This is a genomic window from Alphaproteobacteria bacterium, from assembly GCA_004295055.1.
In the GTDB taxonomy this organism is placed as follows: domain Bacteria; phylum Pseudomonadota; class Alphaproteobacteria; order SHNJ01; family SHNJ01; genus SHNJ01.
Map to the genome: position 1 here is coordinate 44,557 of SHNJ01000017.1, position 12,935 is coordinate 57,491.

Annotated in this window: 12 protein-coding genes; all 12 read left to right on the plus strand. The window is 50.4% G+C overall.

Annotated elements, in window-relative coordinates; translation table 11 throughout:
- Positions 1-33 precede the first annotated feature (33 nt).
- Complete coding sequence (locus EYC62_04650) at positions 34-489, plus strand: XRE family transcriptional regulator (GenBank protein ID TAH35378.1); 456 nt, start codon at positions 34-36, stop codon at positions 487-489.
- A 77-nt stretch (positions 490-566) separates the two neighbouring features.
- Complete coding sequence (locus EYC62_04655) at positions 567-1,784, plus strand: methionine adenosyltransferase (GenBank protein ID TAH35318.1); 1,218 nt, start codon at positions 567-569, stop codon at positions 1,782-1,784.
- Positions 1,785-1,844: 60 nt separating this feature from the next.
- Positions 1,845-2,231, plus strand: coding sequence for a hypothetical protein (locus tag EYC62_04660; protein TAH35319.1), 387 nt, complete (start codon positions 1,845-1,847; stop codon positions 2,229-2,231).
- On the plus strand, positions 2,191-2,937 hold the full coding sequence (gene trmB / locus EYC62_04665; protein TAH35320.1) for a tRNA (guanosine(46)-N7)-methyltransferase TrmB: 747 nt from the start codon (positions 2,191-2,193) through the stop codon (positions 2,935-2,937). The genes EYC62_04660 and trmB overlap by 41 nt, the downstream gene beginning before the upstream one ends.
- A gap of 71 nt (positions 2,938-3,008) precedes the next feature.
- The gene (locus EYC62_04670; protein TAH35321.1) at positions 3,009-3,938 is read left to right on the plus strand and encodes a hypothetical protein; all 930 of its coding nucleotides are present in this window, start codon (positions 3,009-3,011) and stop codon (positions 3,936-3,938) included.
- A 156-nt stretch (positions 3,939-4,094) separates the two neighbouring features.
- Positions 4,095-4,604 carry a ribosome maturation factor RimP gene (locus tag EYC62_04675; protein ID TAH35322.1) on the plus strand — a complete coding sequence of 170 codons (510 nt, stop codon included), beginning with the start codon at positions 4,095-4,097 and terminating at the stop codon, positions 4,602-4,604.
- A 19-nt stretch (positions 4,605-4,623) separates the two neighbouring features.
- The gene (nusA, locus tag EYC62_04680) at positions 4,624-6,135 is read left to right on the plus strand and encodes a transcription termination/antitermination protein NusA (protein ID TAH35323.1); all 1,512 of its coding nucleotides are present in this window, start codon (positions 4,624-4,626) and stop codon (positions 6,133-6,135) included.
- 60 nt (positions 6,136-6,195) lie between these two features.
- Positions 6,196-8,688 (plus strand): translation initiation factor IF-2, encoded by a 2,493-nt coding sequence (locus EYC62_04685; GenBank protein ID TAH35379.1) that lies wholly within the window; start codon positions 6,196-6,198, stop codon positions 8,686-8,688.
- 9 nt (positions 8,689-8,697) lie between these two features.
- Positions 8,698-9,105 (plus strand): 30S ribosome-binding factor RbfA, encoded by a 408-nt coding sequence (rbfA, locus tag EYC62_04690; GenBank protein TAH35324.1) that lies wholly within the window; start codon positions 8,698-8,700, stop codon positions 9,103-9,105.
- Positions 9,074-10,054 carry a tRNA pseudouridine(55) synthase TruB gene (truB, locus tag EYC62_04695; GenBank protein TAH35325.1) on the plus strand — a complete coding sequence of 327 codons (981 nt, stop codon included), beginning with the start codon at positions 9,074-9,076 and terminating at the stop codon, positions 10,052-10,054. Before rbfA ends, truB begins: the two co-directional genes overlap by 32 nt.
- A 15-nt stretch (positions 10,055-10,069) precedes the next feature.
- Entirely contained in the window at positions 10,070-10,327 is a 258-nt protein-coding gene (rpsO, locus tag EYC62_04700) for a 30S ribosomal protein S15 (GenBank protein ID TAH35326.1), read from the plus strand.
- Positions 10,328-10,657: 330 nt separating this feature from the next.
- Positions 10,658-12,787 carry a polyribonucleotide nucleotidyltransferase gene (gene pnp, locus EYC62_04705; protein TAH35327.1) on the plus strand — a complete coding sequence of 710 codons (2,130 nt, stop codon included), beginning with the start codon at positions 10,658-10,660 and terminating at the stop codon, positions 12,785-12,787.
- Positions 12,788-12,935: the final 148 nt, after the last annotated feature.

Below are 12,935 nucleotides of genomic sequence, written 5' to 3' on the forward strand. Positions count from 1 at the left end.
TGCTTTATGACAAAAAAGAGAACCAGAGAAGATATGACCGTATTGGCTAAAAACACAAAGAAAGAAGGGCGTGCTACATCCCTTGATGAATATGTCGGTGGACGCGTGCGTATGCGCCGCACATTGATGGGGATGAGTCAGGAAAAACTGGCGGAAGCACTCGGCATTACTTTCCAGCAAGTACAAAAGTACGAACGCGGCGTCAACCGCGTCGGCGCAAGCCGTTTGTACGATCTCAGCACTATTCTTGAAGTTCCGGTCAGCTTCTTTTTTGAAGGCCTGGTGGCCAATCAAAAATCTACAGGCAAAAAATCCAAACTGCGTTTGGGTGTTGCGGCATCAAAATCAAAATACACCGCGGAAAAAGAAAGCCACGATCGCGAAATTCTGGAATTGGTTCGGGCCTATAAAGCCATTCCAAACGCCGATATGCGCCGTTCGGTTCTGGATATGATCCGTTCATTGGCCAAAAAAACCGGCGATCAATAAGCGTTTAGTCTTGGTTTGACTATCCCTTTATCTTCTTATATAAGGGTATCCTTATCTATTCTGTAAGGATCAAACCCATGATTTTCGCCCGCTCTCTCGCCAAAAAATTGCTGCCAGCCAATGAAACCGCCTTGAACGATTTCGTGTTTACTTCGGAATCCGTATCCGAAGGCCATCCTGATAAAATTTGCGATCGTATTTCCGATGCGATTCTGGATGCATTTATGCAGGCTGATCCGCAATCGCGCACCGGCATTGAAACGCTGGCGACCACCAACCGCGTAATTTTGGCCGGCGAAGTGCGCGGCCCGGCATCGATCAACAATGCCGATGTGATGACCCATATTGCACGCGAGACGGTGCGTAAAATCGGTTACGATCAAGAAGGCTTTCACTGGCAACGCATGGACGTGCATTGTTATATCCATTCGCAATCGACCGATATTGCGCAAGGCGTGGATGCTGGCGGCGGCAAGGACGAAGGCGCTGGCGATCAAGGCATTATGTTTGGCTATGCTTGCAATGAAACCGACGATTTAATGCCGGCGCCGATTTACTACGCGCATAAAATTTTGCGCACTTTATCCGAAGCGCGGCACAGCGGCCAATTGGCCGATTTGCGTCCGGACGCAAAAAGCCAGGTCAGCCTGCAATATAAAAATGGCCAGCCGACGGGATCTACCTGCGTCGTGGTATCGACCCAACATAAAGACGGCTTGCCAACTCATGCGGTGCGTGAAATGGTTCGCCCAATTGTACAAAGCGTTCTGCCCGAAGGCTGGATGTGCGATGACAAAGATTTTTATGTCAATCCCACCGGTCGTTTCGTGATCGGCGGTCCTGACGGCGATGCGGGTTTGACTGGCCGGAAAATTATCGTCGATACATATGGCGGCGCGGCCCCGCATGGCGGCGGCGCGTTTTCGGGCAAGGATCCGACCAAGGTCGATCGCTCGGCTGCGTATGCCGCGCGTTATATGGCGAAAAACGTCGTTGCGGCCGGATTGGCGGATAAATGCTTGATCCAATTATCCTACGCTATCGGCGTCTCGCATCCGTTGTCGGTTTATATCAACACATTCGGCACCGGCCAGGTGGATGAAGTGAAATTGGAAAAAACCTTGCGCGAGTTGGTAAATTTAACGCCACGCGGCATCCGAACCCATTTGCAATTGAATCGTCCTATTTACGAACGCACGGCATCGTATGGCCATTTCGGCCGCGATCCGGAACGCGATGGCGGATTTTCTTGGGAAAAAACCGATCTGGTCGACCAGCTAAAACGCGCGTTTTAAAGGGTTTAGGGTTTACGGATTTTCCTTGTATAAAATATATTAAATTTTACGCTGAGGCGCATGGCTTCCTCGCGCCCTATAACTCAGCAACATCCTTGCGGTTGCGCCGTTTCTTGCGCCGCTTTCGTCGCGGCGCGGCGGACGGGATCCGATTACGCTTACGAAAAATTCAATGGCAAAAAATCCCGGCACCGGAATTTTTTGCGCCGCCCCGGGATCATCATTTATTTGCGCGAAAATTCGGGCGACCGGATCGGTCATTATTACGCCCGGGCCGCTCTTGGCTGGATGGACTCCTGGGCCAATTATCCAATGCTTGCTGCAAAAGGCGGCATTATAAAAAAATTGCCTGCCGCCCCGCTTTGGATTATGTTTCCCCGCGACTGGATCATGGAACCGCGCGCAAATGCCATCCCTAACCCCAAAACCCAAAACCCTAAACCCTAAACTATACGGTCGGCGCAAAGGCCGTCCGTTGAGTTTGGATTTAAAACAGGCAGTCGAATCGGCCAGCGGACAATATTTTATCGATAAAGATAATATCGCCTCCGCCGCGCCAGCCGGCATAGATCCAAAATTTTTTTTTAAAATCCTCTCGCCTCTCGCCTCTCGCCCTCCCACTTCCTATTGGCTCGAAATCGGTTTTGGCACCGGCGATTTTCTCGCCGGACAAGCCGCACAACATCCGGATATTAATATTATTGGCTGCGAGGCATTTGAGAACGGCATCGCCAAAACTATGCAAAAATTATTGGCGCATAAAGTTTCCAATGTCCGCATTTACCCGGATGACGTACGGCATTTGCTGCCGAAATTGCAGGATGGGTGTTTAGACCGGGTATTTTTGCTGTTTCCCGACCCTTGGCCGAAAAAACGCCACGCCAAGCGGCGTTTTGTAAATCCGGATAATGTACGCGAATTGGCGCGGGTGATAAAAAAGGGCGGCGAGTTTTGGGTGGCGACCGACGATCCCACATATCAGGAATGGGTGCCGGAACAAATGTCGGCGCAAAGCTGGTTTCAACCCAAAAACCCGCCCACAGACGGGTTTTGGCATTTAACCGAACCACAGCCTTGGGTTGAAACCAATTACCAGAAAAAGGCCAGACGCGCTGGACGAATCCCTAAATTTGTTGTTTTTTCAAATAGTTAATAAAAACATAGCGTTTGCTTTTAGGATACAATATGATATACTAATACCTGTAATAAGTTCGGGAGGCAAAGATGGGTTTTTGGCAGGATGCAGTAAGTAAAGTGACTGGCGCGTTGGAATTTATCGGGCTTCGTACAAAAGATCCGGTACTGACCGAGACCGATTTGTTTAACCCTTCTTCTGTCAGTTTGCCGCAACGTAATATTAACAGGCTTATTCAAAACGATCTGGCCCCGCTTTTAAAAACCCCGGCTGGGCCTGAACGAGATGCGGCGTTGATGAGATGGATCGACAACTATGACTATACGCGAAAAACAGGTAACGAAGAAGGAAGCCTGTCCAAGGATCGCTCCGCCGAAGTGATGAAGATGTTAAGTAGGGCGGGATATAAAGCGGAATATGCCAATCCGATTGATCTTGACGTCGCAGCCAAAGTTGGAAATTCCGCCGATTTTGCCGCAAAAGCCATCGGTTACTTTATGCACGGCGTGCAAGGGGGATACAGTACCGCCGATGCCACCGAACATCATTATATGAATTTTACTAATTTACGAAACCGGGAAAACGTTGCATCGCGCGGATCTGTAGAAACAAAAACCCAGCAAGCCGCTATTGAGTTATTGGTTTTTAAAATTCAAGGTAACTTTGATACTATGTCGGCCGCCGATAAAGTAAGTTGGGCCTTACAATATCAGTCCCTAACCCACAATCGGCAGGGACTCTTAGACACCAGACGTCAGAATATGATGGAACTCGGTATGCAACTTGCCACCAAAGACGGCGTTTTGCCGCCGGAAAGCGGAGAGGCAACTTCAGATCAAAAAGCCAATAAGGTTATTTATGATATGGTTTGTGGCCTACAAAAAGGAAATAACGTCAGTTTGCCCACGATCCAATCCACTAAGCAGTTGGCGCAGGAAATGGGTATTGCAACCACAAAACAAATCGTTACTGGATTGCCGCATGCCGCCCATCAACTGGGGGCAGTACAAAATAACTAAGCTATAATCTTGTAATTACGCGATAATTTTTTCCGGCCAAAGGCTTGTTTTTGGCTGGAAAATTATGTATATTCTCTTCATTAAACCAATCAGTTTACTGAAAGGTGGGATCCGAAAGGTTCCCGCCTTTTTGTTTACCCTGATATTTGGAGCAATATGTTAGAGCCGTTGCAAAACCGCATTCAGCAGATTCTGGAACCCTCGCTATCGGCAGAGGGCATTTCCATCGTGCAGGTGCGCCTGATGGGCGGACAAAATCGCCCAACCGTGCAAATCATGGTCGAGCATAGCGACGGCGGCCGGGTCACGTTAGATGAATGCGCCAAAGTATCGCGTTCTTGCGGCGCGATTCTGGATGTGGAAGATGCGTTGTCAGGCGCTTATGTGTTGGAAATTTCATCGCCGGGCATCGATCGGCCGCTGGTGAAACCGGAAGATTATGCAAAGTTTTTGGGACAAATGGCGAAAATTGAAACCCGCCATCTGATCGAAGGCCGCAAGCGTTTTCACGGCAAATTGGAACGCGCCGATGGTGAATCGGTAACGATTAACCAGGACAATAATTCGGTGGCAATCCCATTGATGGATATTGTCTCGGCCAAACTGGCGATGAGCGATACCGCGCTCGCCAAGCAGCCGAAAAAAGTGATTAAAAAGAATTCATAGTTTTTAAAAGAGGTGGAATATGGAACTCGTTGCAGGACAAATCGTACAAGTGGTTGACTCGGTCGCCCGCGAAAAAGGCATCGAAAAAGAAGATGTGTTTGTGGGGATGGAGCAGGCCATTCAAAAAGCCGCCCGCAGCAAATACGGCTATGACAAAGAAATCCGCGCGGTGATTGACCGTTCCAGCGGCGGTATCAAAGTATATCGCGTTATGGAAATCGTCGAAAATGTCGAAAACCCATCCACCCAAGTAACTTTGAAAGACGCGCAGAAACGCGACAAAGCGTTCAAACTGGGTGATTTCGTCACCGACGAATTGCCGCCGATCGATTTCGGCCGCATCGCCGCGCAAACCGCGAAACAAGTGATCGTGCACAAAGTGCGCGATGCGGAACGCGAACGCCAATTCAAGGAATTCAAGGATAAAGTCGGCGAAATCGTATACGGCATTATCAAACGTATCGAGTTCGGCAATTTGATTGTCGATCTGCAACGCGCCGAAGCGATTTTAAAGCGTGACGAAATGTTGCCGCGTGAAAACTTCCGCCAAGGCGACCGCGTGCGCGCCTATATTTATGACGTCCGCAAAGAAGTCAAAGGTCCGCAAATTTTCTTATCGCGCACCCATCCGCAATTCATGGCGAAATTGTTTGCGCAAGAAGTTCCGGAAATTTACGAAGGCGTTATCGAAATCAAATCGGTTGCCCGTGATCCAGGTTCCCGCGCCAAAATCGCCGTGTTCAGCAATGACAGCAATATCGATCCCGTAGGCGCTTGCGTCGGTATGCGCGGCAGCCGCGTTCAGGCGGTTGTCGGCGAATTGCAAGGCGAGAAAGTGGATATCGTTCCGTGGTCCGCCGATCACGCTACCTTGGTGGTAAACGCTTTGGCCCCGGCTGAAGTCGCCAAAGTCGTTTTGGACGAAGACAATAAACGGATCGAAGTCGTGGTTCCGGATTTGCAATTGTCGCTGGCCATTGGCCGCCGCGGCCAGAACGTGCGTTTGGCCTCGATTCTGACCGGTTGGGATATCGATATCATGACCGAATCCGAAGAATCCGAACGCCGGACGCAGGAATTCCAAACTCGTTCTAAATTGTTCATGGAAGCGTTGGATGTGGATGATGTTATTGCCGCATTGCTGGTTGGCGAAGGCTTTGCCAGCGTCGAGGATGTGGCGGTTGTTCCAATCGAAACTCTAAGCGGTATCGAAGGATTCAGCGAAGAAGTCGCCGGCGAATTGCAAGGCCGCGCAAAAGTCTATATCGAAGCGGAAGCAAAACGCCTCGATGCGGAATGGCGCGGTTTGGGCGTAAAAGAAGAAATCGCCAAATTGGATGGCTTGAATCCGAAAATGCTGGTGGCCTTGGGCAATGCCGGCGTGAAAACGCTGGATGATCTGGGCGATTTGGCAACCGATGAATTGCAGGACATTTGCAAGGAATTCGGCCTTTCCAAAGAAGCCGCGGAAAAATTGATCATGGATGCGCGGGCGCATTGGTTTGATGCGGATGGGAAAATTAAATCCTAGGATCATCAACTAAGGCATGAATCAATGGTTTCGGAAGCAAAAAAGGAAAGAACGTCTGACATGACAGAAGGCACCGACGATAAAAAGAAAAAACCGCTTAGTCTGGGCGGTTCTCCGTCGCTGACAAAAACCGTGGATGCGGGCAAGATCCGGCAAAGCTTTGCGCAAGGCCGGTCTAAAACCGTTACGGTCGAGGTTAAGCGAAAAGTCGGCGCGCCTTTAAAGCCAGGCGTGACTCCCGCCGCCGAAGCCGCGCAAGCAGCCGCGCAAATTTCCAAAGAAGCGGAAGCGCAAAAAGCGTTGCAAAATCTGACCCGTGAAGAACGCGAAGCCCGTCTGCGCGCTTTGCAAACGGCGTCGCAACAAGGCGAGGATCAGGTATCGGTCCGCCGCAAACTGGAAGAAGAGTTTGCCCGCCGCCAGGTGGAATTGGAGCAATCGCGCAAAGAAGCCGAAGATGCTAAAAAGCGCCGCGAAGAAGAAGATGCGCGCAAGAAAACCGAATCGGACGCCCGTAAAAAAGCCGAAGTGCAGGCCCGTAAGGTGGAAACGCCGCCGCGCCGCGCCGGAGAAGAGGAAGAAGAACCAGCCGCCGCCAAGGCGCCGGGCAAACATAAACGTCTGGTTAATAAAAAAGAAGAATCCACCGAACCGCGCACTGGCCGCTTGACTTTGCGTGATATTTCGATGGCCGAGGAAGACGCGGTGCGTGTTCGTTCCATGGCGCAGGTGCGTCGTGCCCGGGAAAAAGAAAAACGTAAAACCACTACCGATGAAGCGCAAAAACAAACTCGCGAAATTATTGTTCCAGAAACCATCACTGTACAGGAATTGTCCAACCGTATGGCGGTGCGCGGCGCGGATGTTATTAAATCGCTGATGAAATTGGGCGTTATGGCGACGTTCAGCCAATCAATCGACGCCGACACGGCGGAATTGGTTGTTACAGAATTTGGCCATAAAATCAAACGCGTTGCCGATTCCGACGTTGAAATCGGCATCAAGGGCGGCGAAGATATCGAAGGCGATTTGTTGCCGCGTCCGCCGGTTGTGACCATTATGGGCCACGTCGATCACGGTAAAACATCGTTGCTTGATGCGATCCGTCAAACCGAAGTCGCCGCTGGCGAAGCGGGCGGAATTACCCAGCATATTGGCGCATATACCGTAAAGGCTCCATCGGGCCAGCCGATTACATTTATCGACACGCCTGGCCACGAAGCATTTTCCGAAATGCGCGCGCGCGGCGCCAACGTTACCGACATTGTGGTATTGGTGGTTGCGGCCGATGACGGCGTGATGAAACAAACCATCGAAGCGATCAACCATGCCCAGGCGGCCAATGCGCCGATTATCGTTGCGATCAATAAAATCGATAAACCGGGCGCGAATCCGCAACGCGTTTTAACCGAATTGCTGTCGCACAACATCGTTACCGAGGCGATGGGCGGCGAAGTTTTGGCGGTCGAAGTATCGGCCAAAGAAAAACGCAATTTGGATAAATTGGAAGAAGCCATTTTGTTGCAAGCCGAGATTATGAAATTGCGCGCCAATCCAAACCGCAGCGCCGAAGGCGTAGTCATCGAAGCGAAATTGGAAAAAGGCCGCGGGTCGGTCGCAACCGTTTTGGTGCAAAAAGGCACATTGAAAGTCGGGCAAATTTTCGTCGCTGGCGCCGAATGGGGCCGCGTGCGAGCATTGATCGACGATAAAGGTAAAAATACCGTATCGGTTGGTCCAGGCATTCCGGTCGAAGTGGTTGGATTGAACGGCACGCCGACGGCGGGTGACGATTTCGCGGTGGTTGATTCCGAAAAACGCGCCAACGAAATTTCCGAATACCGCGTACGCAAAGCGCGCGAAAAACAAAATGTCGCTGGACGCGGCACGCTAACCGACATGTTCGCCAAAATCAAAGCCGGCGAAGTCAAGGAATTGGGCGTGATCGTGAAATCCGACGTGCATGGATCCTTGGAAGCGATCAAAGGCAGTTTGGAAAAACTGGCCAACAACGAAGTCGCCGTAAAAGTTCTAAATTCCGGCGTTGGGGGCATTACCGAATCCGATATCGCCCTTGCTTCAGCCACAGGTTCGCTGGTAATTGGATTTAACGTCCGCGCCAATGCGCAGGCACGCGATATTGCCAAACGCGATGGCGTCGATATCCGCTATTATTCGATTATTTACGAAATCGTCGATGATGTGAAACAGGCCTTGACCGGTATGCTTGCTCCGGAATTGCGCGAAGAAATTATCGGCAACGCCGAAATTCGCGATGTATTCAATATTACCAAGGTCGGCAAGGTTGCGGGTTGTTATGTCACCACCGGCATCGTTAAACGCGGCGCTGGCGTACGTTTGTTGCGCGATTCCACCGTCATTCACACCGGCACTTTGAAAACCTTGAAGCGCTTCAAAGATGAAGTCAAAGAAGTCAAAGAAGGTTTTGAGTGCGGTATGGCGTTTGAAAATTACGACGACATCAAGACCGGCGATATTATCGAATGCTATGAAACCAAGGAAATGAAGCGCACCTTGGAATCGGTGGCGTAAAAGATAATCATGGCTGGACGCAGTAAATCGCAGAAAAAATCCACGCGCGGCGACCGCAATTTGCGGGTCGGCGAAGAAATCCGTCACGCGGTTTCGGCGATGTTGATGCGGGGCGAGGTGCATCAATTCGAATCTTATGGAATTGCCATCACCGTTACCGAAGTGCGTGTATCGTCCGATTTGCGCCACGCAAATATTTTCGTCATGCCGCTGGGCGGCCAAAAACAAAATGAGATTTTAAAAAATCTCCGAAATCCGGAAGTCGTCAAGGAATTCCGTATGTTGCTCGCCGATGCGGTTAAATTGCAATTCGTGCCGAATATACGCTTTGAACTCGACACCTCGTTTGACGAAGGCGATAAAATCACCCGCTTATTGCGCGCGGATGAAGAAAAAAGAAAATCGTCCGAAGAATAATTCCATGTCCGCGAATCCCAAACCAAGGCAGCAAAAAATTCCGCGCCGTGTTATTAACGGCTGGCTGAATATCGACAAACCCGCCGGCATGACATCGGCGCAAGTGGTTGGCCGCGTGAAATTTCTAACCAAGGCCGCGAAAGTAGGTCATGCCGGAACATTGGATCCGATGGCGACCGGAATTTTGCCAATCGCATTGGGATCCGCCACCAAAACCATTCCGTATTTACAGGAAAGCGAAAAATCCTATCGATTCACCGTGAAGTGGGGCGAAGAACGTGATACTGATGATGCCGAAGGCCAGGTGATAAAAACTTCGGATATTCGCCCAACGGCAGATCAAATCCACGCGCTATTGCCGAAATATACGGGTTCGATTGAACAAGTGCCTTGCCAATTTTCGGCCGTTAAAGTCGATGGCGAGCGTGCCTATGATCTGGCCCGATCCGGCGTTGCGGTCGAATTGAAACCCCGCACCGTCGATATTTATGAATTTACCCTGATTTCCGCCGAAACCCCGGATATGGCAGTTTTTGAGGTTGTTTGCGGCACCGGGACCTATATGCGCGCTCTGGCGCGGGATATAGGCCGAGATCTAGGGTGTTTCGGGCACTTAACCGCTATCCGTAGGCTTTCGGTCGGCCCTTTTGCTGAAAAAAGCGCGATTTTACTGGATAATTTGAAAGAAATAGGGCATAACCAGCCCTTCGATTCGGGTCTGTTGCCGGTACATGCGGCGCTGGACGACATCCCAGCTTATGCATGTGATGAGGGGCAGGCAAGAATCTTGCGTCAGGGACAGGCGCTTGTGATTACGAGTCCGAAATATTTTTCGGGCCCCGTACAACAAGACGATCTGATCCGGGTCATGTTTCGCGATGATTGCATCGCCATTACAAGGCTCGAAGATGGGTATCTGATTCCTGTACGCATTATGAATCATCAATAGAGGAAAGGGAAAACGATGTCGCAAACTGCACAATTGATTAAACCGGTACAACGTCATGCCAATGACACGGGATCGCCGGAATCCCAAGTAGCCATTTTAACCTCCCGCATTACGCAAACATCGGCGCATTGCGAAGCCAATCCGAATGACAACCATTCGCGCCGTGGCTTGATCGGCATGGTTAATCGCCGCAACAAATTATTGAAATATTTAAAAGCTTCCAGCCAAGAACGGTATGAAGCCTTGATTAAGAAATTGGGCTTGCGTAAGTAACCTAATAAGCAAGTATATTTCGAAAAAGCCGCTTTATAGCGGCTTTTTTATGATTTTAACCTGCTAAAAACACTATCTTTTTTGGGTAAAATCCCTATAATTGCCCCCGAAACCCAGTGTGGAAACGACTAGTATAGAAAATAGTCCGGCGGCCTTATGGAAGTGCCTCCTCTCCTTAGATCTCTTGCCCGTTAGGGACAGAGACGTCAAAGTAAGTGCAAGATCTATCAGAATTCGCACTTTGAACTTTGAAAAGGGTGAGGGGGCTTTTTGCGTTTTTAACGCATGCTTTGTAAAGCGCTGGAAAACATATCAAGAAAGGAAAAGAATATGTTTCAAGTTTTTAGAAAAGAATTAATGTGGGCCGGGCGCAAGCTGGTTTTGGAAACCGGTAAATTTGCCCGCCAAGCCGATGCCGCCGTTGTGGCGCGTTATGGCGATACCACCGTGCTTTGCACCGTGGTTGGTGAAAAAACCGCCGATCCGGACAAAGACTTCTTCCCGTTAACCGTCAACTATCAAGAAAAAGCATTCGCCGCCGGTAAAATTCCAGGCGGTTACAACAAACGCGAAGGCAAACCATCGGATGCCGAAACCCTGACATCGCGTCTGATCGACCGTCCGATCCGTCCATTATTCCCCGAAGGCTTTACCAACGAAGTGCAAGTGGTTTGTACTTTGTTGTCGCATGATATGGAAAATATTTCCGATATCGTCGCTATCGTTGGTACTTCCGCCGCTTTGTGCTTGTCCGGTATTCCATTTATGGGCCCGGTTGGCGCATCGCGCATCGGTTATATTGATGGTCAATATGTATTGAACCCAACCATCACTCAGATGAAAAATTCGAAATTGGATCTGGTTGTCGCGGGTACCAGCGAAGGCGTTCTGATGGTGGAATCCGAAGCGCAAGAATTATCGGAAGAAATCATGTTAGGCGCGGTCGAATTCGGTCACAAAGAATTCCAGCCGGTTTTGGAAGCGATTATTCAACTCGCTGAAAATTGTGCGAAACCAGCATGGGAATTGCCGGCAAAGCCAGCGAACTATGATTCGGTATTGTCGAAATTATCCGGCCTTGCCGAAGCTGGTTTGAAAAAAGCCTATAAAAACACCGTCAAACAAGAACGTCACAAAGCGATCGATGAAGTTAAGAAAACCGCCTTGGCCGCATTCGAAGGCGATGAAGACGGCGCGAAATTGGCGCCGGCCTTGTTAACGGAATTGGAATCGCGCATCGTTCGCGGCCAAATTCTGGACACCGGCACGCGTATCGACGGCCGCGATGGCAAAACCGTCCGCCCGATCGTTGCCGAAGTTGGCTTGTTGCCACGCACCCATGGCAGCGCTTTGTTCACCCGCGGTGAAACACAGGCTCTGGTGGTTGCAACCCTCGGCACTGGCGAAGACGAACAACGCATTGATTACATCACCGGCGAAGCGCACGAAAGCTTCATGTTGCATTATAACTTCCCGCCTTACTCGGTTGGCGAAGTTGGCCGTTTGGGCTCTCCTGGCCGCCGCGAAATCGGCCACGGTAAATTGGCCTGGCGCGCGATTCGTCCATTATTGCCGGCGAAAGAAGCATTCCCATACACGATCCGTATCGTGTCGGAAATCACCGAATCGAACGGTTCGTCCTCGATGGCGACCGTGTGCGGTTCCTCGCTCGCCTTGATGGATGCCGGCGTTCCATTGCCGCGCCCCGTGGCGGGTATCGCCATGGGCTTGATCAAAGAAGGCAGCAAATACGCGGTCATCTCTGACATTTTGGGCGATGAAGATCATTTGGGCGATATGGATTTCAAAGTCGCCGGTACCAAAGACGGTATCACTGCCTTGCAAATGGATATTAAAATCACCTCGATCACGGCCGAAATTATGAAAGTCGCGGTCAATCAGGCGAAAGAAGGCCGTTTGCATATTCTTGGCGAAATGGCCAAGGGCTTGGGCACCGCGCGCGAAGGTGTCAGCCAGAATGCGCCGCGCATTACCACGTTCCAGATTCCGCGCGATAAAATCCGCGAAGTCATCGGAACAGGCGGCAAAGTTATCCGCGAAATCGTCGAAGTCACCGGCGCGAAGGTGGATATCGAAGATGACGGTACGATCAAAGTCGCCGCCGTCGATCAAAAAGCCGCAGAAGCCGCGATCCAATGGATCAAGGGCATCGTGGCCGAACCAGAAGTCGGCGTGATTTACCAAGGCAAAGTCGTGAAAACCATGGAATTCGGCGCATTCGTCAATTTCTTGGGCGCGCGCGACGGTCTGGTTCACATCAGCGAATTGGCCCCGCAACGCGTCAATAAAACCACCGACATCGTCAATGTTGGCGATCAGGTTTGGGTCAAGGTTGTTGGATTCGACGATCGTGGCAAAATTAAATTATCCATGAAACAAGTCGATCAAGCGACCGGCAAGGCGCAAGACGTGCCGAAGAAAGAAAAAGCGGCTAGTTAATTAACGCCGTATCAGGTACAAAGGGCAGGGTAATACCTGCCCTTTTTCTTTTCGGAATGGAGACGCCGATGACAAAGATTCAAACCCAATATAAAGATATTTTGGTCACCGCGGTTGAAGGTGAAAATGGCATTGGCGATGTCAAAGT